The organism is Pseudomonas sp. CIP-10, from assembly GCF_020911845.1.
Classification (GTDB): Bacteria; Pseudomonadota; Gammaproteobacteria; order Pseudomonadales; family Pseudomonadaceae; genus Aquipseudomonas; species Aquipseudomonas alloputida.
The window spans coordinates 21418-45126 of record NZ_CP087160.1 but is presented as its reverse complement, the minus strand read 5'-3'; the positions used below and the strand labels follow the sequence as shown (position 1 = coordinate 45126).

Genomic DNA, 23709 nt, shown 5'->3' with positions numbered 1-23709 from the left:
CAAGATGATCCCTGCGGCCACCGGATCATAGAAGCTCAATGCCGAACCGGCGCAGCAGTATGGCGAAGCCTCCGAAGCTGGCCATTGTGATGAGGATGCTGCTGATCAGTGTCGGCCAAAAGCCGAGCTTAGGTAGCAGCAATGGAAAAGCAATAAACATCGGCAGGGTCGGAAGCACGTACCAGAACGTGTACCAAGCATGGTTGGAGATCTTCTCCATGCTCTGGTTCTCTAAATAGAGCCAGACCAACGTCACGACCGTGACCAAGGGTAGGGCGGCGACCAAGCCGCCCAGCTTGTCGCTGCGTTTCGCCAGCTCTGACACGAGAATCACTATACCGGCAGTGAGTAGGTACTTCGTGATGATCCAGGCCATCGCTGAGCCTTCTGGAGGTTGTTGACGAGGGCAGGCGAAGCCATTCACCAACCCCCTTGAAGCGCTCCTGCCGTTTACGGCATCCCTCACCGCATTTTTTTTGCAACATCACCCTCAGCCAGGAGGGTGATGTGTTTGCATGGTGTTTACCGATCGGTCAGTGCGAGGGTGAGGGAACGCTCTCGTGGAAAGCTGCCCGCTCGATCTGGATGGTGCAGTGATGGATTTCGAATGCATCGCTGACAGCATCCACGACGGCCGCCAACACAGCATCCCCATCTGCAGAATCCCGAACCACTACGTGCGACGTCATCACGTTACTGCCACTGCTGACAGCCCACACGTGCAAGTCATGAACGTCCGTCACGCCATCTACTCCGAGGATGGTGGCCTCGATTGCCGTAACGTCGAGCCCCCTCGGGACACCCTCCATGAGGATCCCCAGGCTTTCGCGAAGCAACTGCCACGTCCGCGGCAGAACCCAAAGGCCGATCGCCACAGCGACAATCGTGTCGACCCAGGTCCAGCCGGTGAAGCGGATGATAAGTGCCGCGATGATTACGCCAAGCGAGCCGAGCATGTCGCTCCAAACTTCGAGGTAGGCTCCTTTGACGTTGAGGCTTTCGTTGCTCGCAGATGCCAGAAGGCGCATCGAAATTAGGTTGATGATCAGGCCGGCGATTGCGATCCACATCATCGCTCCGGTAGCGATCTCCGCCGGCATGAAGAAGCGCTGGTAGGCCTCATACAAGATGTACATCGCCACCAGGAAGAGCAGCACGGCGTTGAACGTCGAAGCCAGAATTTCCAGGCGCGCATAGCCGAAGGTTCTTTTCTGATCCGCCGGCCGCTTGGCTATCTGAAGTGCAATCAGTGAGATCGCCAAGGCGGCAGTATCTGTGAACATGTGAGATGCGTCCGACAGCAGCGCCAGGCTGCCGGTAATCCACGCACCGATCACTTCTGCAATCATGAAGCTGCCAGTCAAGCCGAGCGCCATGATTAGCTTCTTCTGATGCCCCTCGCGTACTGCAGCGCTGCCATGGTCATGATTTGAACCCACGTATTTCTCCTTGCGCAGGGTTGTGGTCTCGTTGGCCTTCCTGTCTACCTAGCCTTAGAGCGTCGCTTGGCCACACTGACTGCAAAATCTTGCTCCTGCACTCAGCAGCGAGCCGCAGGCGGTGCAACCACTCGATAGCGGTGTTCCGCAGTTTAGACAAAAGCGTGCTGACGGATCGTTGGCCGTCCGGCACTGCCTGCAGCCCTGCAGATCTTTGATGGGGGCAGGAGTGGGAGGGCGCCCGCCGTCATACACCTGATTACCGCCGTCGCAGCCCTGCTGCCGGCCATGGCGATCATATTGCTCGGCCCCATGTCCCCCGCTGTGGTGCTTGCCTCCACCGTGGTTTCCACGGCCATGGTGCCCGCCCAGGATGTTTTTGAAAAAGCTCATGGTATTCGCCCCTCATTGATGGGTGACATATTAACGAGCAAAAGTTGAAAATTATGTTCTGCTCGCGAGAAAGACTTGTAAGTTGAATTGAAAGTTCAAAATTAGCCTACGACAAAACGAAACCGTTTTGTTTGTGAAATTAAATTTATCTAGCTGAGCGGAGCATTGCTTTTGGTGGGTAGTATTCCCCTAATTTTGATCATAGCGTGATCAATGACAATCAAAACAGCAGTAATTGGATTTCTGTCAGCATTGTAATCCCGAGGTCATCGTGTCGTTATCAGGTCCCGGAAATAATGCGCTCAGCGAGATTCATTTCTCTTTTTATCCCTATGCCTCACACATACTAAGCGTCCCCAACGCCTAGGGGCCTAAGGCCTCTGACGCTCCGCACATTGCGCAATCGCTCAGCATCTGTCGACGGTTTGCCTTGTAGCTCCCGCTAACTCCATAGCTACCGCCATGGATAAGCAGCTTCCAGAGTTTGATAATGACACCTTCCAAATCCATTGTTCACACCCTGTTAAGCAAATGGATCTTTGCTATTCGCAATGCGCGGCAGAAAGGCATCAGTACTAATTTGCTAATCGGCCTGGTGACTTTTTGGTTACTGCTATTCGCGAACGCTGAGCTCTGGAACGTGCTCTGGAAGCTGGTATTCAAAACCGATGAAGTGAACTGGCAGCTAGCGGCTAGCCTCCCAGTCATAGTATTCGCATGGGTGTTTACCGTTCTGAGCTTGCTGTCATGGGGGCGGCTGGCCAAACCCATACTGTGCCTGGTACTGATCAGCGCGTCTTTTGCGAGTTACTTCATGAATGCCTACGGCATCGTGATCGATTACACAATGTTCACCAACGTTGTGGAGACCGACGTCGCTGAGGCAACCGAGCTGCTGAATTGGAAGCTCGGTCTTTGGGTCGCAATGGTTGGGGTGTTGCCCGTCTACCTGATTGCCCGGGTTCCCCTCCGGCGCAAGCCTTGGGCCAAAGCTTTGGTCAGCAGGTTCATTGCTCTGTCGCTCGCTCTGTTGACCTTATCTGGCATCGCGTTGAGTCAGTACCAGTCGTATGCCTCCTTGCTGCGCAACAATCGGGAGATCCGGCTGATTCTGGTACCTACCAACTTGTTTGCGGCTGGCCATGGGTACCTGAAGCGTCAGCTGGCCTCACCTAAAACGCTGACGGCCATTGGTACTGATGCGGTAGTTAATCGACAGGGTGCGGCTCGTAAACCCAGGCTGCTGGTACTGGCAGTAGGAGAGACCGCTCGCTCCGCCAACTTCTCCCTCAACGGCTACTCCCGTGAAACGAATCCGGAACTAGAAAAGCGAAATGTCATTAGCTTCACGAACGTGAGCTCCTGCGGTACCGCTACCGCGGTCTCGCTGCCATGCATGTTCCTGGACGTGGGTAAGGCCCAGTACAAAGATGGCTTGGCCAAGAGCCGAGAAGGGCTGCTCGACGTGCTTCAACGCGCTGGCATCAGTGTCATGTGGACTGACAACAACTCGGGGTGCAAAGGGGTCTGCGACAGGGTTCCCAACCACAAGGCTGCCTCTCACGCGGATTCCCAACTGTGCACCAGCGAGGAGTGTAAGGACGGGGTGCTGCTCACGGAGATGCAAGACTTCATCAAGCGCCAGGAAGGCGATGCTGTCCTGGTGCTCCACTACAAAGGCAGTCACGGCCCGGCCTACTACAAGCGCTACCCCTCGCAATTCAAGAAATTCGCACCGGTGTGCGAGACCAACGAGCTCGACAAATGTAAGCAGGAGGAGGTGGTCAATGCCTACGACAACTCAATCCTCTACACCGATTATGTGACTGCAAATCTCATCGATATCCTGGCGGCCAACACCAAGTTCGACACTGCGCTGATGTACGTTTCGGACCACGGCGAATCGCTGGGGGAGGGTGGGCTCTATCTACACGGGCTGCCTTACGCGATGGCTCCTGACGAGCAAACAAAGGTGCCGTTGGTACTTTGGATGTCTGACTCGCTCGCGAAGAGCGAAAAGGTCAACGTGGGTTGTTTGAAAGCTCAAACCACGTCACCGCTGAGCCACGACAACCTGTTCCACACCGTGCTCGGCATGATGAACGTCCAGACGTCTTCGTATCGCTCAGCGCTGGATTTCACTGCCCCTTGTAAGCCCTTTGTCGGAGGCTCTTATTCTGGCCTCTGAATGTTCGATGTGGACCGGATCATCGGCCAGGCGGTTCTGCACCAGCCTGCTTTGACAGCTGAGAGAAGCTGGACTAATTACATAGCTGCATTCAACAACCCAAGCGGAAAAGGAAGTTTTGCATGAGCATCAAGCCAGGCCCAAAGCGCACCAATGAAGATGGCACTCCGGACAAAAGGCAGCGAGTCACCCCTGAAAAGCAGAAGGACCATCCGGACCTGAAACCCCACAAGCACAAAAAGGGGGAGTAAGAAAAAAGCAGCTCTCGGGAGCTGCTTTTTTTTTGGGGCTGTGTGCAAACCCTCCCGACCGTCTCGCTGATCAATCGGACCGCGTCGTGAGTCTTCCGCTTGGCTTGATGGATTCTGAAGCTACCTCCGGATCGGTTATCCCTTCAGTGCGGACGACGAGACTGATATCCCAGAGCGTTGAGCTGATACTCGCTGACAGCCCGAAATTGTGATTCTGCGATTTGACGCAGGCGCTCAACCTCTTCGGCAGATGAGCCAGAAGCCTGCGCCTCGTGGTATTGCTTCATCGCATCCACTGCGTCGGTATACATGGGGTGGTCGGGGAGAAGAGCTGGTATCTTTTTCGTCATGTAGCGGCAGGTCCTCACTGGATAGTCGACGGTGGTTTACCTGCTTTGAGGAGCTGAAAATCAATGACCGCCTGATAGAGCGAATCTGCCAATAGGTGAAGACGCTGTACCTCAAGGTCTGGCAATCCAGCAGCCTCCGCTTCGTGGGCCTGTCGGATAGCTTCAAGCGCTTGCCTCATCAGTGGCTCACCAGCCTCGACCATTCCAATGAATGTGCGCTTCACAACATTTTGCTCCACTCAGCTGAAGATGAATTATAGGACACCGCGGCGTGGCAAGGCCCCGAGCAGCACAGGTGTTCGACGTCCGGCTGAACGAACCAATGAGGAGCGCGCTGGCCTGGGGAGTGGCCAGGGCGCGTGTCATAGCTACGTTGTAAACCACTTTTTTCACTGTAAACCACTGTGGTTTACAGTGAAAAAAAGTGGTTTACAGCAGGCCTCCTCAGGCCTGAGTCAGCTCCAGCAGATCGCCCAGTTCCTCCCGGGCCATCTTCACTCTATCCATTCTGCGATAAGGATGATCAACCGGCATCCGGATAAGAGATTCGAACCAAGCCGAATCGAATTTGATGACTTCCTTGTGAATGTGCTCAAGCTCACCTCCGCGAGGCTGTGACACTACAAACTCCATGCTTTCAACCAAGCCAGACGCTTCACTGTCTTTGACGATTCGATGGCGGATGAAACTCATTTTGAGATCAAAATATGCCGCCTTCGAACCAGGCACCTTCTTCGATTCCAGCCGACCAGTGCTGCTGATTTCCGCCCCCGGCACCTCAGCGGCAATAGCTTTCACCAGCTCAGCATTTCCACTGACCTTCTGGCCAAACAGGCGGGTGGCGTCCGACATGTAAGCAAAGATCCATGGCACATTGCGAAGCGTCGCGCCGGTATAGAGGTAGCCACGCTCTCCCTTGTAACGCTGCAGCATGCCTCTCAACGCGTTCTCGGAAAGGACCAGTTGGGTCTCTTTCTCCAGGATGTAAACCACGCGATCGAACTGTTCGATCAATAGCTTGAGAATCTTCCGCGGGACGCCGTCAAACCTGGTTTTTCGTTCTGTTTTCTTATGCTGGCGAGGCTTGAAGTACGGGCAATCGTTACGGGCCTCACTATCAAATGGAGCGATGCCGCGAATGCTCTTAGTAGCATGTTTCCCGAATGGGTTCTTCACGTTAGGCGGTAGCTCATACAGCCCAACCAGCTGGACAGGGTTGTCGCATGCCGGGCATACAGCAAACTGAGCTAGCTTGCCCGCACTTCCAGGCTGGTACCACGGATCTCTGCGGAAGGTCTCGGCCTCGAAACCTTCCTTGTCGATGATCTTGCTTTCTGTGTCTTCGATGCGGAGCTTATAGACATCCATCTTTGCTGAAACCGTATCAATAGAGGGTTTCTGGATGGTAACGAGCGAGGATAGGCAGCAGTAGGCCTAACTGACCCTTTTGGTGGTCACCCACTGGTTTGAGGCCAGCCCAAAGCATGCCTGATCGACCTGGGCGGGCCCTAGAAACAACTAACCCCCTGATGCGCAGTACAGGTCTGGGACCTGCCCGAGGCGTGGGGGCTATTCTTGGAGCGACAGTGACACCGGCTCCGGAGAAAATCAATTGGTTTGTAGAGCAGCCGGTCAGCTAAGGTCAAACCCAGATCCTAAAGGGGAGGCCGATAGCAGCTCAGTCAGCATCATCGGCACCTTCTTCATCTTCATCGGTATCCCCAACACTGAGCCAGTCGTGAAGGTTGTACCGCACGAAGTCTTCCGCATCGAGCATGGTAAAGTCTTGTAGCACCGTGACGTCTGCTCCACCGAAGTACAGCCCATCGTTGAGATTTCTGGCCACCCCGAGCACTTCATTCAGCTGGTCGTGCAGCTCATTTGCGCGCCTGGCGTGCTCTCGTTTGGTCAAAAACCGGAACACCACCTCGTAGGGCTCAGGGGTGGTATTACCCGCTTTGCTTCAAGCCGCAGGAGTTGCAGGTCCGTTGCAGCTTGATGGTTTTACTTAAGGAGCCAAGCCAGCTCTCCAATCCGCAGATGCTGTGCACATTTTTTTGCACATATCTCACGCCACGATACCCCAGTAGATTCAGGCTTTTCGCAGCCTTTGCATAGGTGAGTCGCGATGGATTTCTACACATCTCAATGAGGAAACCTAAGCTCCGTTTTCCACGTATTCCTCCGCTACAGAACGCTTTTCTGCGGTGTGTCCCCTGACATTCGCTTTTCAGGGCGAGCTATGGGGGCCACTCAAGACGGCTATCTTTTGCCTGGCACCAATGAAAAGGCCCTCAATATTGAGGGCCTTAAATTCAATGCGGATCCGTCACGCGGGCATTTTTTGCAGCTGTCGAACTCGATCATGGACCACAAATTTAATGATTCCTTTGACATCGTTGGTGCAGTTTTCAAAGGCAAGGCGCGATACCACCTGGCGACCCTCCTTCAGAATCAGCGCCCCGATCAACTCGTCGACGAAGGACTGAGTGACATCGTTCCCAGCGAAATCTATGACAACGCTCTCACCACTGCTGAGCGAGCGTTCGATTTCGGTACGGTAGGGGATCGCTGAAGCTCGCATTCCGTACGTTCGGATAGAACTATCCCTACTTAATCGAATTTGAGTTTGCATGTCGTAACCCCTTGTATTGCATAATCCTTTTTTGCAGCCCGAGAGTTTCAGTTGACGCTGAATCTCCCATTTACCGCTCCTTGCATGATCGACTCTAGCCCTCGAGCTATCAAAAAGCCAGAGCTAGCGGAAATTCAGATCTAGGTCGAGATCGTCGTCAACCTGTCCTGCATCGTCCTTCGGCAGCAAGTCACTGATCGAAATGGTGGGCAGCAGCTCACGGGTACAGCTAAACGCGATCGATACACCATTCCACAGCGCATCATGCAGCTCCTGAGACTGCCGACGCTTTGTGTCATGTATGCCATTGCCGCTCACGATGATCAAACCACCGCCCGCCGCGTCTGCAATTTTTGCGGTAGTTGTTAACCCGATACCTTGGTTCTCGCTACCCAGGATCTGGGCCATCGCACCCCGGTTGCAGCTCACTCGCGGTTTGAGTGCCGCCTCGATCGCGTGCAAATGCGTGCGGTCATGAAGCTCAGGGTGATTCCTCAGTGTCGCGAGAAACCCACACCCATTATCGACGATGGCCATGCGTACAAGGTTCAATTTTGGATAAAACTGACAGGTCAGCCAAACGGCGGCGTCACCACGTCCCTCTCTGCGGGCGTGAGTAAGCGAGTTTTCCAATAGCTCCTTGAGCGAATACTCCAGAGGGCCCCGGTAGGAGTCAAACTCATTCCGTCCCGTGTGCTCGTCGACTGGGGCATCCGGGTCCGATTGAGTCAACCTTCCCGTAATAGCTCTAGCGAGGCGAGAGGCTGCAGCCTCTGCTTGATGGTGTTCGCTGATTTTGGTGATTTCCACCAACGAGGTGCTTCGGTCGTTTCGACGTCCTACCCCCGATAGATCTACACCCTCTACATCAATGTCCTTGAAAAAATCCATCCTGGCCAGGTAGGAGGTCAGGTCTCTGCTCAAAAACTGCATCGAAACTCGCTTCTGGACCAACTGGTTTTCAAACAACGCTCGCAGCGTGGCCATCCCTAACGGATCGATATACGAGAGGTTGCTAGCGTCTAAAACGATGTCACCAGGGCAGTTAATGATTTCTGCGCACACAGAAAACAGGTCATGGGGCGATCTTGAGCCAAGCCCCCAAGGAAGAACGATCGCGTTTTCAATATCGATGGCCTGCATGCAATTCCCTGGCAACGGAGCTAACCCTTTCGGATAGATATAGGGCTCGATAGTAGCCCATTGCCTGCCGGGTAAGCACTCACCTATTTTTTGACGAGTAGTGCCGGCATAGAATTGGCGCGCGGCAGTAGCGGCCTGTGGATGGTGGATCGCGCTCGCCTTGGGCTCAACACGCACGAAGAAAACACGGCCAACGCCCTGCCACGGGTCAGCCATTCAAGCAAAGATGGCCAGATCAAAGCCTTGTGCGAGAGCACTGGAGCAGGTTTGTGAGTCCGCCGAGCAGTTTCATCTCCGACGTCTGCTGTGGGCAAAGGCAAAGCTGGAAGGGGAACAGCGAAGAGTGACCCGATCAGCGCTGTACCGCACCGCATGTATCAGGTCTGGGGCTTGAGCTGTTAGATCGCATAAGGCTACCTTGGCCGGCAACTGGAGAACGAACTGCACCTCGTCTTCCAATGCGTTGGCGTGGAAGTAACTGAGGAAGTACTCGCTTTGACGGAACTGGTCAGAAGCGATCTCCTCCAGGCGTTACAGCCCACTGGGCAGGCCTTCCTGACAGGCCTGGTAGAAGGGGTCGAGCAAGTATAGGCCGTCCAGGCAGGAAAGCATGGACGGCGTTCCCCACCGGGAGCCGGCGTCGTACTCCTCCAGCGGCTTGGGCACTCCCTCGCCGGGGTACAAGGCAGCCAGCGCATTGTCGAAGGGCAACCACTGGTGCAGCAGCAGGATCAGCAACCTCCAGAAATGATCTATGCCATGACGCTACACCACAACAATAATCGACACGCTTACAGGAGCATTGATTGGCGTCACAGCTGTTCAAGGAGATGTTGTCTAGGCTGGACAATACGGCAGCGGCCGATATTTCCCACCCAGCTTGGGAGTTGATCATGATGGAGCCCATCGCCGTGGTACAGATCTGGCAATACCTTTTTGGCGGACTAAAGGCGGTATTGCACTGATCATGCTGGCCATATTTGGCCTGTTTTATGTGGCTCGTGCACTATGGCCACCTGTCACAGGCACTACAGTTATTTAATTTTGTTGCTCTGTCCGCTGACGCAACTCTTCGGGCACAACCATGGCGGGTATTCTCACCAGAAGGGTGAAAACTCGTCCAAACCGGACAACAAAGGGAACTACTTCATGCACACCGAATCGTGCCAGCATGACCATGACCATGACCATGACCACTCGCACCCGTATGAGCAACCGGATGGTAGTCAGCGCGATTTGGTATGCGGTATGACGGTGCCACCGGATAGTCGCTACTTCGAGCTATACGAGGGAAGGACATACCGCTTCTGCAGTGAAAAGTGCCTGACGAAATTCCGCGCAGCGCCTGTGCATTATCTTAGCCCTCCCCAGGACCAAGAACACGCGGGCCATCTCCACTCGGCTGCCCCGCAGCCAAGCAACGCGGCGGACGCCGAATACACTTGCCCGATGCATCCCCAAATCCGCCAGCGTGGGCCGGGCAGTTGCCCAATCTGTGGCATGGCCCTAGAGCCGGTAATACCGGAGCTTGAGGAAGACGAGAACCCGGAACTCAAGGACTTCTCCCGCCGCTTCTGGTGGACCTTGCCCCTGACGGTCATCGTGACCGTGTTGGCCATGACTGCCCACCAACTCCAATTGCTGCATGGTGCCACACAGAATTGGGTGGAGTTGATTCTGGCCACTCCCGTGACACTATGGGCTGGCTGGCCGTTTTTCGTGCGTGGGGTCGCATCGATTCGTAATCGCAGCCCGAATATGTGGACCCTGATAGGTTTGGGAACGGCTGCGGCGTACCTATACAGCGTTGCGGCCACAGTGTTCCCGCAGGTTTTCCCGACGACTTTCATGCAGGATGGCCGCATCGGTGTCTACTTCGAAGCGGCTGCAGTCATCATCTCATTAACGTTGCTCGGCCAAATGCTCGAGCTCAAGGCGCGCTCACAAACCTCCGCCGCCATCAAGTCGCTCCTGGGTCTTGCCCCCAAGACGGCCCGTCGCATCGGGGCCGATGGTCAGGAGGAAGATATTCCGCTCACCCACGTGCATACGGGCGACCACCTGCGCGTTCGCCCTGGCGAGAAGGTGCCGGTCGACGGGGTGGTCCTGGAAGGCGAAAGTGCTATCGATGAATCCATGCTGACAGGCGAGCCCGTGCCAGTGATGAAGAAAGCTGGGGATGCACTCATCGGTGCCACGCTGAATACCCACGGCAGCCTTGTGATGGCGGCGCAGAAGGTCGGCGCCGAGACAGTGCTCTCGCAAATCGTGCAGATGGTCGCGCGGGCTCAGCGCTCGAAAGCCCCGATGCAGCGGATGGCGGACACCGTGGCCGGCTATTTCGTCATGGGGGTGATTCTGGTCGCGCTGGTCACGCTCTTCGGCTGGGGGCTTTTCGGACCGGAGCCTGGCTGGGTCTTCGGCCTGATCAATGCGGTCGCGGTCCTGATCATTGCCTGCCCCTGCGCGCTCGGCCTAGCCACTCCCATGTCGATCATGGTCGCTACCGGGAAGGCTGCCAGCAGTGGCGTGCTCTTCCGAGACGCCAGTGCTATCGAGAACCTCTGCAAGATCGACACGCTGATCGTCGACAAGACCGGGACCCTCACCGAGGGCCGGCCAGTGTTTCATAGCGTGGTCGGTACCGGGCAGTTCATGCCACCCGAAGTCTTGCGCCTTGCCGCCAGCCTGGACCAAGGCAGCGAGCATCCGCTGGCACATGCGATTGTCGATCATGCGCGAGCGCATGGACACAGCTTGTCCAAGCCAGAGGCGTTTGAGTCGGGCTCTGGGATCGGTGTACGTGGCCAGGTGAACGGCAAACGGCTGCAGCTTGGCAACACGACCTTGATGGAAGAGGCTGGCCTCGACACCAGTCCGTTGCGAGACCGCGCCGAGCAGCTGCGTCTGGAAGGCATGAGTATCATGTACTTGGCCGTCGATGGCGTGCTCGCTGGCCTGCTAGCGGTGTCCGATCCGGTCAAACCCACCTCCAAGGAGGCGGTAACCCGGCTACAGGCAGAAGATGTGAAGGTCATCATGGCCACCGGCGACGGCCTGACTACGGCACGTGCGGTCGCGAAACAACTCGGCATCGAGGAAGTCCACGGAGAAGTGAAACCCGAGGACAAGGAGCAACTGGTGGCGCTCCTGCAGGGCGATAAGCGCCGGGTTGCCATGGCAGGAGATGGGATCAACGATGCCCCTGCGCTGGCCCGGGCTGATGTCGGGATCGCCATGGGAACTGGCACCGATGTTGCCATGAACAGCTCCCAGTTGACGCTGGTCAAGGGCGACCTGATGGGCATCCTGCGGGCCAGAACACTATCCGTGGCCACGGTGAAGAACATGCGTCAAAACTTGGGCTTCGCATTCTTCTACAACGCTATGGGCATACCGCTGGCGGCAGGTTTGTTCTACCCGCTTACCGGCCATCTATTGTCACCGATGATTGCGGCATTGGCCATGAGCGTAAGTTCGGCTTCCGTGGTATTCAACGCACTGCGGCTGAAGCGCGTAGTCACAGACTGAAATGGGCACACCGCAACCTATGAGAGGAAGTTCCGCCATCAGCGTTTCAACGCCTGATCCATATGACTGACTGTCTAGGGCTTTGGCCTTAGCGGGTATGTCCGCGAGTTCGGCGCCAATCTGGTCCTGATGGAGGACATCGGGCAACTGCGACGTCCGCCATCTTCTGCCAAGATCGTAAGGGACAATTGTGATGCAGCAGGGGCCGCCGCCAGAGGAGTTGGACAAGATTTCAGGGCGAAGATAAATCCTTTGACCGGGCCTTGACCTTGTCATCGTGTCAAGGTTGAAGCTGTAAATGCGGCGAGAAAAGCCGTACCAGCATGAGAGGCCCGCTATGTTCGTTTTGGAAGTTTCCGGTATGGGATGTGGCAGTTGTGTCAACAAGATCACCAAGGCCATCCAGGCTGCCGATGGCGACGCGAAGGTGATCGTTGATCGTGCTGCCGGTACAGTGAGTGTCCAAAGCAACATCGAGGCGGAACGCGTCGGTGCACTGGTCCAGGCGCTTGGTTACCCAACCAAAGTCAGTCGCTAAGTCTCGTTACCGCTCAGATGGCAAGCCGCCGTGCCATGTTTCATGGCGCGGTTTCTTCATATACAGCCTGATGTCGACTGACTCCGGGTCGGGATAGCCAGCAATACTCCCCAAGAAATGGACGGCCTTCGATCACCCAGTGCCGAGTCAAGCTGTGGACGTTGACGCTGATCAAGAAAATGCTTCGCGATTGGTGTTTATCTTGAGTAAATGTATAGGCCAGCCTGGCTCACATACCCCGGCCCCTCGTTGGAGCTCATTCACAATGATGACTGCCAAGCGGTTTAGTTCTATGGCCTTGGGGATATTCCTGCTCATCCCTCTGGGGCTGGTCATGGCAAACCCTACGGGTAACGTCTACACGGCCAATGAACGGTCCGCTTCCATTAGCCAGGTAAATCTTGCGACAGGTGATGTGAGCACGGTCGCCTTGCCGATCGCACCCCACAACCTACAGGTTTCGCCCGACGGCAGCTTGCTTCTGGTTGTTGGAGTGGCTGGACATGCGGGGCATTCGAGCGGTGAAAAGCCCGGTGGGCAGTTGCTGGTGTTCAGTACCAGCGCGCTGGACAGGCCACCGTTCAGCTTCCCGGCAGGCGATCACCCGGCTCATGTGGTCACCGACGTCACCGGGCTGCGAGCTTTTGTGACCGATTCCGCTGCCAACCAGGTGCGAGTATTTGACCTTGAGCAGCGAATCGAGTTGCCCGGTATTCCAACTGGGCGTTATCCCCATGGGCTGCGCTTGAGCCCTGATGGCCGGACACTCTATATCGCGAACATGAAGAGCGACAGCGTATCGCTTATCGATGTCGTCACACTCAAAGAAACCGCGCAGATTCCCGTGGGCAAAGGCCCTGTCCAGGTCGGCTTTGCCCCTGACGGTCGCCTGGCATTCGTCTCGCTCAGTGCGACAAATCAGCTTGGCATCATCGACACGGCCAGACGCAAGGTGATCAGCAAGGTTGATGTCGGCCGCACGCCAATCCAGATGATGGCCACCGTTGACGGTCGCCAGGTCTATGTCGCGAATCAGGGCAGTGGCCAGAATCCGGACGACCGAGTCTCCATCGTAGATCTCCAGACGCGTAGCAGCCTGGGCACCGTGACCACCGGCAAGGGTGCCCATGGTGTGGCCATCAGCAGCGACGGCGCTTATGTGTTTGTCAGCAATATTGAAGCGGGCACCGTATCTGTCATCGATACGAGCAGCCGAAAGGTCGTTGCTACCCATAAGGTTGGCGCCGGGCCAAACGGGATCAGCTTCGAGCCGCCGAGTGCCCAATAATAGCCCGTCGGTGTACAACCCGAGCACGACGCGAAAAATGAGCATTCACGCCGGCGCAGTAATTTGCTTGTCGTGCCAGGTGAGGCCTAGCGCCCAGACCAAGGCATCCGGCTTTAAAACAGTGCTAAGGAGATGATGATGAACAACGTTCGAAATTTACTGATCGGACTTTGTTTGGCCGCAGCGTCCGTGGGCGCCATGGCGCAAAACACCGATGAACACTCGACACATCACCCGGCCGATGCGCCAAGCGCGGCGGCTACCGAGAAGACGCCTTCTCAGCCAATGGACAAAGGGCAAATGGCGGCGATGGACCAGCAAATGAAGGCCATGCAAGCCATGCACGAAAAGATGGCTGCAGCCAAAACGCCGGAAGCCCGTCAGGCGTTGATGGCCGAGCATATGGCGCTGATGAAAAATGGCATGGCCATGATGAAGTCCATGGAGGGTGGCATGCCTGAAATGGGGGGCATGCATGGCGGCATGGGCGGGGATATGGCCGCCCGCCACCAGATGATGGAAAAGCGCATGGACATGATGGAGTCGATGATGCAGATGATGATGGACCGCATGCCATCTGCTGCATCGAAGTAACCCATCTCCTTTCCCAGGAGTCGCTATGAACCCTCACTTCGATGAAAACGGCTCACCACACAGTTTCTGGCGTTCACGCTATGCAATCGGCCTGGTGGTAATCGGTGGGATCGCCGTCTACTTCCTGCTCACCGAGCACCTTGCCCATGTCGTTGGAGCCCTGCCTTATCTGTTGTTGCTCGCCTGTCCGCTGATGCATGTCTTCATGCATCGAGGACATGGGGGACACCATCACCAGGGCCAGAGCAAACCGGCCCCCTCCGATAAGGCTGATATCCATAAGCCGGGAGATCCATCATGAATCATGGTGAAAGCGCGTATGGCCTCTGGTCGCTGGTTTTCATCAACTCCGCGATCTTCATCATGTTTGCCTTCAGTTTCTTCAAGCCGGCAACGGCGAGAGACTGGAGGAGCTTCGGTGCATTCTCGGCCTTCATCGTTGCCCTGTTTGTGGAAATGTATGGCTTCCCCCTGACGATCTATCTGTTGTCAGGCTGGTTGCAGGCCAGGTTCCCCAACCTCGATCTGCTTTCCCACGAATCCGGCCATCTGTGGTCGACGTTGCTCGGTGACCAGGGCAACCCACACTTCAGTGTTTTGCACATTGCCAGTTACCTATTCCTGGGTTTCGGCTTCTATTTGCTTTCTGCCGCCTGGAACGTGCTATATCACGCGCAACGCCGCCGTTCACTTGCAACGGTCGGGCCCTATGGCTGGATCAGACATCCGCAGTACGTGGCATTTGTGCTGATTCTTCTGGGCTTTCTCCTTCAGTGGCCGACGCTGCTGACGCTGGCAATGTTCCCGGTGTTGCTGGTGATGTACGGGCGTTTGGCGGTTTCCGAAGAGCGGGAAATGCACAAGCAGTTTGGCGCTGCCTACGAAGCTTATACCCGCGTTACGCCTAGGTTCGTTCCGCACCTGCGCGAAAGGTTGGGTGGGGGTCATAGAGGCTGAAGCGTAGGACGAAGGAGCTACATGCCAGGAGGGTTTCAGCGGCAGTGTTTCTAGCGGGAATAGGGTATCCAAAGTCTGTTTGCTCGGATAACACTCTGAGTTGTCGCGGGTTTTCTTGTCGACAAGCTCGGTGGAATCCTTGTTGGCGTTCGGATAACTCAGGCAGTTGGATGACTTTGCGATGCCCTGTCCGCTTTCGACCCAGGCTGTGTGAAAACGCAAGTAAGTACGTCGAGTAGCGAAAGAAGCTGGGGCAGCCTGTTAATTCAGCAGATCTAAGTGCTGATCTACCTAAGTCGGGCACCAGACGCGGCCTGTGCTATTTGGGCCGCCGCAGCGGCCCGAATAGCCGTATACGGACGCAAAAAATGCTTGGCCTCATGTCCTGATCGCTTCAATCAGCCCAGCGATGCCAAAGATGCTCATCATTCGTTTGAGGTTGTAAGCCAGCACGTGAAGGCTCATTTCGGTGCTTACCCTCGGTAGGGTTTTGGTCAGGAAGTGAGTGCTTCCCATCCAGTATTTGAGCGTTCCGAAGGGATGCTCCACCGTTTGCCGGCGAACTTTCATCTTTCCTGGATCATGCTCCAATCGGATCTGCACCGCTTCGACTACCGTTTCATGCTCCCAGCGCTTTAACCGGCGTTCCTTACCCGTCGTACACTGCTTCTGCATGGCGCAACTTTGGCAGCCCGAGAACCAGTAGCAGTGCAGCAACATGCCGTCTTCCACCGAAGAATGCCGGCGAGTCAGTAGCTGATCCGCAGGGCATCGGTATTCATCCGATGCAGCAATGTAGATGAAGTCCTGCTTGCCGAATCGGCCTTCCGCTTTGCTGCTTGATGTCAGCGGCTTCGGTACAAAAGTGGTGATCCCGGCCTGCTCGCAAGCAAGGATCTCCGGACCTTTGTAATAGCCTCGGTCGGCGACGACTGTCAGCGACTCAGCGCCGATCTCTTCGCGCGCCTGATTCGCCATATTGCTCAGTTGCGTTCGGTCATTGCCAACATTGGTGACTTCATGGGCAATGATCAGATGGTGTTTGTCATCGACTGCTGTTTGTACGTTATAGCCAACCGTGCCACTACCTCGGCCACTCGTGGCCATTGAGCGTGCATCAGGATCGGTAAGAGAGATTTGCTGATCTGGGCTGGCGTGAAGCTGCGCTTCAATGTCCTTGAGCTTCGTCATTTGCTGTTTCAGCTTCTCTATTTTTTCGCTCAGCCGTTCAACCTTGGCCTCGGCGACCTCGGGCGCTGCCCGATCCGCCGAATCCATCGCCGCAAGATAGCGGTCAATGCTCTGCTCGATCTGCTGTATGCGCGCCTTGATCTTGCCCTGGGTGAAGTTGCGGTCGCGGTTATTTACGGCTTTGAATTTGCTGCCGTCGATGGCAATGATCGACTGAGAGAAAAGATTGAGGTTGCGGCACAGCACTACGAATTGCCGGCACACGCTGCGAATGGCTTTACCGTTGTCTCGGCGAAAGTCGGCAATCGTTTTGAAGTCAGGAGCCAACCGGCCCGTTAGCCACATCAGCTCGACATTGCGCTCTGTCTCGCGCTCAAGCCGGCGGCTGGACTGAATCCGGTTGAGGTAGCCATAGATGTAGATTTTCAGCAGGACTGCTGGATGGTAGGCCGGACGCCCCGTTGCAGCCGGATCGACACCCTCGAAGCCGAGTGCTCCCAGGTCGAGTTCATCGACGAAAACGTCGACCACCCGAACTGGGTTTTCTTCGGTGATGTAATCATCCAGGCACTCCGGCAGCAGCGTGACTTGCGTCCGGACCTCACCTTCAATGAACCGCTTCATGATCGTCCCCGCCACGATCTCCACGATCAGAAGGTTAGACAATCGCAGGTGTTTTCACACAGCCTGGACCCATATAGATCGTGATGCACGAAGATCTCTGCTCAAACGTCAGCTACTACTCTGATCTGAATGCATCCCGGCTACAGAGCGCAAAGACCAACTAGCGTCCCGAGGCACAGAGCTGAAGGCGGCGCGGTCAGGAATTGCGGCAGCACTTTTTCCAAAGTTTGGCTAAATGACCCTGCCTATCAGCTCTAATAGGCAGGGTTAGAAGTCAATCCGTCACTGCTTGCGAATGCCTACGATCGTCGCTGTGCCCCCATTCATTCGGAAATCGAAGCTGACCTTGTCGCCTACCTTGAGTCCCTTGAGTTGCTGCTCGGTAGCGCTGAAGCCCATGGTCATTGCCGGCCATTTCAGGGCTGATACTGGTCCATGCGCCAAGGTAACTTTACCTGGTTCCAAAGCTTTGATGGTTCCCTCAGCCGATGCAGTCGGAGCCGCCTGGCTGCCTTGGGTCTCGTTGCCTTCCATGGGCATATTCTTCATATCCGTGCCATACATGTCTTGGGCCTGCACCGCCGCCGCAACGGCGAACACCAGGCCAGCGCTGATCAGTAGCTTCTTCATCGGGTTACTCCTGTTTGGGGGTTATCGTGTACAGCGAGTCCGCGGCGCCTGACGAGCCAGTAAGCCGCAGGGATTACAAATAGTGAGAGCAAAGGCGCGGTGAGCATGCCGCCGACCATGGGTACAGCGATCCGGCTCATGACTTCGCTGCCGGTACCGCTACTCCAGAGGATTGGCATCAAGCCTGCGACGATCACTGCTACGGTCATGGCTTTGGGGCGGATGCGCTGCACGGCCCCTTCGCGGATAGCATCCAGAAGCGCAGGTTGCCCCTGCGTACCGTTGCCGTTTCGTTCAGTCCAGGCATTGTTGAGGTAGATCAGCATGATGACTCCAAACTCTGCTGCGACCCCAGCCAAGGCGATAAAACCGACACCCGTGGCCACCGACAGGTTGTAGCCCATCATGTACAGCAGCCATACGCCGCCGGTTAGCGCAAATGGCAAGGTAGCCATGATCAGCAGCGCTTCACCGAGGCGGCCAAACGTGAGGTAGAGAAGGACGAAAATAATGGCCAGCGTCGCCGGTACTACCCATGCTAAGCGCGCATTGGCGCGCTCCAGGTATTCGAACTGCCCGGAATAGCTCAAGCTTATGCCAGGATCGAGCTTCACCTGCTGATCGACTAGCCGGCGCAGGTCGGCAACGACGGAGGACAGGTCCCGTCTCCGCACGTCGATATACACCCAGCCCGAGGGGCGCGCGTTTTCACTCTTGAGCATGGGTGGACCGTCCGCAATACGCACCCGTGCCACGGTTCCCAGTGTGATTCGCCCCCCTTGGCTGGTGTAAATCGGTAGCTGCCGCAGGGCATCAACAGAGTCACGCCACTCCCGTGGGTACCGAACACTGATGGGATATCGCGCCAGGCCTTCTACGGTTTCGCCGATGTTTTCGCCCCCAACGGCGCCGGCAACAATCGCTTGGACATCAGCAATGTTCAGGCCGTAACGCGCTGCGAATTGGCGGTCGATATCCAGATCGATGTAGCGTCCACCGGTTAATCGCTCGGCGAGGGCGGAAGTCACCCCTGGAACCGTTTTGGCCACCTTCTCGATAGCCAGAGTCACCCGGTCGATCTCATTCAAATTGCTGCCGGCAACCTTTACGCCGATCGGGCTTTTGATACCGGTTGCGAGCATGTCGATACGGTTTCGAATCGGTGGGATCCAGATATTGGTTAGCCCAGGTACCTGCACGGTACGGTCCAGCTCTTCGATCAGCTTCTCAGTGGTCATCCCTGCTCGCCACTGATCCTTCGGTTTAAGTCGGACAGTCGTCTCGAACATCTCCAGCGGGGCCGGGTCGGTCGCTGATTCAGCCCGGCCCGCTTTACCGAAGACACTGGCGACCTCCGGTACCGTTCGGATCAGCCGGTCCGTACGTTGCAAAAGCTCAGAGGCTTTCTGCGCCGAAAGACCTGGCAGGGCAGTCGGCATGTACAGCAAATCGCCTTCATCCAGTGGCGGCAAGAATTCGCCGCCGAGCTGGCTCAGGGGCCAGACACTGCTGAGCAAAATCAACAGTGCACCCGCCAACGTGAGCTTTGGCCGGCGTAGAACGATCTCCAATGCTGGGCGATAGAGCCGTATCAGGGTTCGATTGAGTGGGTTGCGCTCTTCTGCCGGTAAACGACCCCGAATCCAGTACCCCATCAGCACGGGTACCAGGGTAACCGAAAGGCCCGCTGCTGCTGCCATTGCATAAGTCTTGGTGAATGCGAGGGGCGCAAACAGCCTTCCCTCCTGAGCCTGCAAGGTGAATACCGGTATGAAGGACAGCGTAATGATCATGAGGCTGAAGAACAGCGCAGGCCCGACCTCGACTGCTGCCTCAGTCATCACTTTCCAATGATCTTCGCCACGCAACGACTTTCCAGGGTGCCACGTATGCCAAGCCTCAACCCGTTTGTGCGCGTTCTCAATCATCACCACAGCGGCGTCCACCATCGCACCGATTGCAATGGCTATGCCCCCAAGCGACATGATGTTGGCGTTGATGCCCTGGTGGCGCATGACGATCAGGGCAATGAGGACACCAACCGGAAGCGAGACGATGGCGACCAACGATGAGCGCAGATGCCAAAGAAATGCAGCGCACACCAGTGCGACCACGATGAACTCTTCAATCAGCTTCTGGCTCAGATTTTCCACAGCACGATCGATCAACTGGCTACGGTCGTAGGTAGTGACCAGCTCGACCCCGGCAGGCAGGCTTTTTTCCAGCGATTCAAGCTTGGATTTGACGTGAGCGATGGCATCTTTCGCATTCTTGCCACTGCGCAGAATTACTACGCCGCCCACCGCTTCGCCCTGTCCATCAAGCTCGCCGATGCCGCGACGTGCCTCAGGGCCCAGCTGTACAGTGGCTACATCGCCCAGTGTTACGGGTATACCCTTCGCAGCCAGGCGCAGGGGAATGGCTCGGAAATCATCGAGTGACTTCAGATAGCCGGAAGCCCTTACCATGAACTCAGCTTCGCCTTGTTCGAGCACGCCGCCACCGGTTTCCTGATTGGCCTTGGCGATGGCGTCCGAAACCTCAACTTGAGTGATTCCCAAGCTGGCCATGCGCAGCGGATCGAGCACTACCTGGTACTGCTTGACCATCCCGCCTATCGTCGCCACTTCGGCAACGTCCGGAAGAGTTTTCAACTCGAAGCGCAGGAACCAGTCCTGAAGGCTGCGCAGCTGTGCCAGGTCATGGGTACCACTGCGGTCCACCAGCGCATACTGGTAGATCCAGCCTACACCAGTGGCATCGGGTCCGAGCACTGGCTTAGCGGACGCCGGTAATCGAGACTGAACCTGGCTTAGGTATTCGAGCACCCTGGACCGCGCCCAATAGAGATCTGTGCCGTCCTCAAACAACACATATACGAAGCTGTCTCCAAATGCTGAAAAGCCCCGCACTGTCTTGGCTCCGGGTACGGAAAGCATTGTGGTGGTCAGGGGATATGTCACCTGATTTTCCACGATCTGCGGTGCCTGCCCTGGGTAGGAGGTGCGGATAATCACCTGCACATCTGACAGGTCAGGCAACGCGTCGATCGGCAAACTGCGCAGAGAGAAAACGCCCCAAGCTACGGCAAACAGTGTTGCCAGCAGGACCAGGACGCGGTTGCCAACCGACCAACGAATCAGGTTCGCGATCATGGCTGGTTCTCCTGCTGGGTTATTTGCTCGATGACCATGCCTTCATCGCGCTCGCGCACTCCAAACCGGATGCGTTCGCCAACCTTGAGTCCGGCAATCAAGCGGGGATCTGCCACAGGGAAAGTCATCGTCATACCAGGCATGCCCAGCGTCACGAACGGTCCATGAGCGATGGTCAGCTGATTACCTTCTATTTGAACGATGCGCCCATTGGCCTGATGTAGAGCCGGCTGTACAGGTTGCGCAAGTGGAGCATCGCCAGCAGTAACGGCCTCGATACCTTTCAAGCTCGCTTCGGAGTCCAGCAGAAACTGCCCGGACGCCACAACGCGCTGGCCCGCCTGAAGGCCTCGCAGCACGACCACCTGGCCAGCACTTTCCTGGCCGAGCACTACTTCCACCGGCCGGAATCGACCTCCGTCTTCTGACACCATTACGAGATCGCGTTTCCCCGTCCGAATGATCGCCTCGGCTGGCACCAGTAGGCTGTCATCCTGTTGCCCGGACGGATGGAGGGAAACCTGCGCGGTCATGCCTGGGCGCAACCGGCCGCCGGGGTTGGGCAGTTCTATACGAAGCCGCAAGGTGCGGCTTTGCAGATCCGCATCAGCCAGCAATGCGGTCAGCTTGCCGGGAACAGGTTCGCCTGGGAACGCTGCCAGATTCGCCTGCACTGCCTGTCCTTCCTGTAGGCCTTGGGCTTGCGCTTCAGGTACTGCGGCCTCAAGCCAGACGTTCGCGATACCATTGATCTTCGCCAACGTTGCACCCGGTGTCATTGTCATGCCTGGCCGCAATTCCAGAGCCTGAAGGACGCCTGCTGTTGGGGCCAAGAGCGTTACCGAATTCTGGACCCTTCCCGTACGGTCAATCCGGTTGATAAGATCGGCAGGCATACCCGCCAGCAGTAGTCGTTGCCGAGCTGCAGCGCGCAATTCATTGTCCCCAGATCGCTGAAGCGCCAGGTACTCTTCCTGCAAGCCCGCCCATTCAGGCGTCAACACATCTGCCAATGGGGCGCCCTTGGCAACCACGTCGCCTGTAGCGCGGCCATAGGTGCGTTCGACGTAGCCACCGGTACGAGCCTGCAGAACGCTAAAATCCCGCTCATCGAAGGTAAGCACGCCGCTCACCTGGAGGGTTCGAGCAAGCTGCCCTTTCGCTACGGTAGCCAGACGGACCCCCAGGTTTTGTTGGAGCCCCTGTGAAACTTGAACTGCGGGGCTCACCTCAGCAGCGGTGCTTTCCTGGTACTTCGGCACCAGTGGCATGTCCATGAAGGGCGACTTGCCCGGTGCTGGAAAGTGCTGCTGGGGGTACATCGGGTCATACCAATACAGCACCTTCTGTAGCGTTTCAGGGGAGGCAGTGGACACCTGCCCACGCTTTGCTAGCTGATAGCCAACGCCACCGCCGATAGCCAACGCGGCCAATACCACAAGGCTGATAGTTGAATTTCTCATGCGCGCACCTCTCCATACGCGAAGTGCAGCCGTGCAGCTGTCGCGGCCAACTGTCCTTGCAGATCGATGTCTTGCAGTCGTGTTTCAACCCGCTGACGTCGAGCGGTGAGAACCTCACTTAAGGGTGATTTACCGGCTCGATAGTCAGCAAGGGCGAGGCGGACTCGATCCTCCGCTAGCGGTAACAATGTTTCACGGCTGCGCTGCACTGCTCGCTGCAATCGCTGGTAATCCGCAAGATCTGTCTCCAGCTGCGCTTTATGCTCACGCAATGCCGCTTCCTGTTCGTCCTCCAGTTGCCGGACTTGTGCGCGACGTGCCGCGATCATCGGGTCCTGCCGTGAGCCAGCGAACAAGGGCAGTTGGAAACTTACCTGCAGGCTCACCATATTGCTGAATTCAGGCCCGCGCCGCTGGTAATCCACCTGCCACCCCCAGTCCGACTTCTTTTCTGCCAAGGCTTGGTGCACTTGAGCTTGTGCTTCCCGCGTAAGGGCGTTGTAGGTCGCCAATTCTGGATGTGCATGTATAGCGTGTAGATAGTCCGGCGCGCTCACTGGCCAGCGCGGAAATGCTTGAGCTTGCGGATCAGCATCCTCTCCAATCCATCGCTTGAGTGCAGCCCGTGCCTGAGCGGCCTGTGTGAGCAGAACATCTTTTTGCTCATCGAGTTGCGCAGCTTCCTGGTCAGGAGCAAGTGCGTCGGCCGTCGCGCCGGTACCGCCGGCCAGGCGTGCGCGGATTGCTGCGGCCAACAGACGGTTTTCTTTGTAGAAGTCCTCAAACTGCTGCAGTTTCCGTTGAACGGTGTACGCCGCGACCCAAGCTTGGGCTGTGGCAGCACGCACTTTTAAGCGCTCGAACACCGCCTCTGCATCGGCTCGCTCAACGCTCGCTCGTGCCGTCTCAACTCGTGCCTCCCGCTTGTCCCGGTTTGGTACTTCCTGGGAGAGGCCGACAACCTGCATCGTCATGAAATCGCGGTTCATGCTCCAACGATCACTGCCGTCAACAGGAAGGTTCTGCACTCCTAGGTTGAGACGTGGATCAGGCAGCTCGCCTGCTGGGATCACAGCGTGTCGAGCGGCCGTCATTTGCTCTTGCCTGGCCTGGAGGATGGGGGCATTGCGTTCGGCAAGTTGAAGCGCTTCCTCCAGAGACAACGGTGTAGCCTGAGCCGGTAACGTCGACAACAGGCTGATCAGAGCGGCCAGACATGCCATCCCTAATCGGTAACGTGGGGGAGTCATGGAAATGATTCCTCAAAAAATCAGCGCGCAAGCGCATGCCATCATCCGGCTGCAAAACAGGACGATGGGGTGAATTTAAGAGGTAATCA

The 23709-nt window shown here is 56.5% G+C and carries 23 protein-coding genes and 1 pseudogene; 9 read left to right on the top strand and 15 right to left on the bottom strand.

What is annotated here, in order from left to right:
* Window positions 1-25: 25 nt before the first annotated feature.
* The 3 genes from LMH93_RS00220 to LMH93_RS00210 all read right to left on the bottom strand — a co-directional run bounded on the left by LMH93_RS00220 (window position 26) and on the right by LMH93_RS00210 (window position 1832).
* Entirely contained in the window at window positions 26-376 is a 351-nt protein-coding gene (locus tag LMH93_RS00220) for a DUF3147 family protein (protein WP_011953105.1), read from the bottom strand.
* Window positions 377-533: 157 nt separating this feature from the next.
* On the bottom strand, window positions 534-1439 hold the full coding sequence (locus LMH93_RS00215; RefSeq protein ID WP_010951438.1) for a cation diffusion facilitator family transporter: 906 nt from the start codon (window positions 1437-1439) through the stop codon (window positions 534-536).
* A 54-nt stretch (window positions 1440-1493) separates the two neighbouring features.
* Window positions 1494-1832, bottom strand: a complete 339-nt coding sequence (locus LMH93_RS00210) for a zinc ribbon domain-containing protein (RefSeq protein ID WP_079732563.1) — start codon at window positions 1830-1832, stop codon at window positions 1494-1496.
* Window positions 1833-2322: 490 nt separating this feature from the next.
* On the opposite strand from LMH93_RS00210, the gene LMH93_RS00205 reads away from it, so the two are divergent.
* The gene (locus LMH93_RS00205) at window positions 2323-4020 is read left to right on the top strand and encodes a phosphoethanolamine transferase (RefSeq protein WP_003298414.1); all 1698 of its coding nucleotides are present in this window, start codon (window positions 2323-2325) and stop codon (window positions 4018-4020) included.
* A 122-nt stretch (window positions 4021-4142) separates the two neighbouring features.
* Window positions 4143-4271, top strand: a complete 129-nt coding sequence (locus LMH93_RS29605) for a hypothetical protein (protein WP_003253468.1) — start codon at window positions 4143-4145, stop codon at window positions 4269-4271.
* Between the two features lie 143 nt (window positions 4272-4414).
* Here LMH93_RS29605 and LMH93_RS00200 read toward each other — a convergent pair whose 3' ends face one another.
* The 7 genes and pseudogenes from LMH93_RS00200 to LMH93_RS00170 form a co-directional block, all read right to left on the bottom strand.
* Window positions 4415-4621: a hypothetical protein gene (locus tag LMH93_RS00200; RefSeq protein ID WP_011953104.1), complete on the bottom strand. Its 207-nt coding sequence runs from the start codon at window positions 4619-4621 to the stop codon at window positions 4415-4417.
* Window positions 4622-4635: 14 nt separating this feature from the next.
* Window positions 4636-4845, bottom strand: a complete 210-nt coding sequence (locus LMH93_RS00195; protein WP_015268418.1) for a hypothetical protein — start codon at window positions 4843-4845, stop codon at window positions 4636-4638.
* A 220-nt stretch (window positions 4846-5065) separates the two neighbouring features.
* The gene (locus LMH93_RS00190) at window positions 5066-5989 is read right to left on the bottom strand and encodes a hypothetical protein (RefSeq protein ID WP_011953102.1); all 924 of its coding nucleotides are present in this window, start codon (window positions 5987-5989) and stop codon (window positions 5066-5068) included.
* A gap of 310 nt (window positions 5990-6299) precedes the next feature.
* Window positions 6300-6533 (bottom strand): hypothetical protein, encoded by a 234-nt coding sequence (locus tag LMH93_RS00185; RefSeq protein ID WP_156867445.1) that lies wholly within the window; start codon window positions 6531-6533, stop codon window positions 6300-6302.
* Between the two features lie 417 nt (window positions 6534-6950).
* Window positions 6951-7205 carry an STAS-like domain-containing protein gene (locus LMH93_RS29740; protein WP_128337688.1) on the bottom strand — a complete coding sequence of 85 codons (255 nt, stop codon included), beginning with the start codon at window positions 7203-7205 and terminating at the stop codon, window positions 6951-6953.
* Window positions 7206-7379: 174 nt separating this feature from the next.
* Window positions 7380-8399, bottom strand: a complete 1020-nt coding sequence (locus tag LMH93_RS00175) for an ATP-binding protein (RefSeq protein ID WP_015268415.1) — start codon at window positions 8397-8399, stop codon at window positions 7380-7382.
* A gap of 423 nt (window positions 8400-8822) precedes the next feature.
* Window positions 8823-9158, bottom strand: a pseudogene (locus LMH93_RS00170) (helix-turn-helix transcriptional regulator); the annotation flags it as partial.
* A 47-nt stretch (window positions 9159-9205) separates the two neighbouring features.
* Between LMH93_RS00170 and LMH93_RS00165 the strand changes: the two are divergent.
* The 7 genes from LMH93_RS00165 (at window position 9206) to LMH93_RS00130 (ending at window position 15307) form a co-directional block, all read left to right on the top strand.
* Entirely contained in the window at window positions 9206-9364 is a 159-nt protein-coding gene (locus LMH93_RS00165; RefSeq protein WP_011953098.1) for a hypothetical protein, read from the top strand.
* 43 nt (window positions 9365-9407) lie between these two features.
* A complete protein-coding gene (locus LMH93_RS00155; RefSeq protein ID WP_137108948.1) occupies window positions 9408-11930 on the top strand; it encodes a heavy metal translocating P-type ATPase in 2523 nt (840 codons plus the stop codon).
* 337 nt (window positions 11931-12267) lie between these two features.
* Window positions 12268-12468, top strand: a complete 201-nt coding sequence (locus LMH93_RS00150; RefSeq protein ID WP_004575963.1) for a heavy-metal-associated domain-containing protein — start codon at window positions 12268-12270, stop codon at window positions 12466-12468.
* 265 nt (window positions 12469-12733) lie between these two features.
* Window positions 12734-13756 (top strand): YVTN family beta-propeller repeat protein, encoded by a 1023-nt coding sequence (locus tag LMH93_RS00145; protein ID WP_047932759.1) that lies wholly within the window; start codon window positions 12734-12736, stop codon window positions 13754-13756.
* A gap of 138 nt (window positions 13757-13894) precedes the next feature.
* A complete protein-coding gene (locus LMH93_RS00140; RefSeq protein WP_011953095.1) occupies window positions 13895-14350 on the top strand; it encodes a hypothetical protein in 456 nt (151 codons plus the stop codon).
* A gap of 25 nt (window positions 14351-14375) precedes the next feature.
* Complete coding sequence (locus LMH93_RS00135) at window positions 14376-14651, top strand: DUF2933 domain-containing protein (protein WP_011953094.1); 276 nt, start codon at window positions 14376-14378, stop codon at window positions 14649-14651.
* Window positions 14648-15307 (top strand): methyltransferase family protein, encoded by a 660-nt coding sequence (locus tag LMH93_RS00130; protein WP_011953093.1) that lies wholly within the window; start codon window positions 14648-14650, stop codon window positions 15305-15307. The genes LMH93_RS00135 and LMH93_RS00130 overlap by 4 nt, the downstream gene beginning before the upstream one ends.
* 378 nt (window positions 15308-15685) lie before the next feature.
* Here LMH93_RS00130 and LMH93_RS00120 read toward each other — a convergent pair whose 3' ends face one another.
* The 5 genes from LMH93_RS00120 to LMH93_RS00100 form a co-directional block, all read right to left on the bottom strand.
* On the bottom strand, window positions 15686-17122 hold the full coding sequence (locus LMH93_RS00120; RefSeq protein WP_028697700.1) for an IS1182 family transposase: 1437 nt from the start codon (window positions 17120-17122) through the stop codon (window positions 15686-15688).
* A gap of 282 nt (window positions 17123-17404) precedes the next feature.
* Window positions 17405-17752 carry a copper-binding protein gene (locus LMH93_RS00115; RefSeq protein ID WP_011953092.1) on the bottom strand — a complete coding sequence of 116 codons (348 nt, stop codon included), beginning with the start codon at window positions 17750-17752 and terminating at the stop codon, window positions 17405-17407.
* Window positions 17749-20907 carry an efflux RND transporter permease subunit gene (locus tag LMH93_RS00110; protein WP_011953091.1) on the bottom strand — a complete coding sequence of 1053 codons (3159 nt, stop codon included), beginning with the start codon at window positions 20905-20907 and terminating at the stop codon, window positions 17749-17751. Before LMH93_RS00110 ends, LMH93_RS00115 begins: the two co-directional genes overlap by 4 nt.
* Window positions 20904-22370: an efflux RND transporter periplasmic adaptor subunit gene (locus LMH93_RS00105; RefSeq protein WP_011953090.1), complete on the bottom strand. Its 1467-nt coding sequence runs from the start codon at window positions 22368-22370 to the stop codon at window positions 20904-20906. The genes LMH93_RS00110 and LMH93_RS00105 overlap by 4 nt, the downstream gene beginning before the upstream one ends.
* Window positions 22367-23620 carry a TolC family protein gene (locus LMH93_RS00100; protein ID WP_011953089.1) on the bottom strand — a complete coding sequence of 418 codons (1254 nt, stop codon included), beginning with the start codon at window positions 23618-23620 and terminating at the stop codon, window positions 22367-22369. The genes LMH93_RS00105 and LMH93_RS00100 overlap by 4 nt, the downstream gene beginning before the upstream one ends.
* Between the last annotated feature and the right edge of the window lie 89 nt (window positions 23621-23709).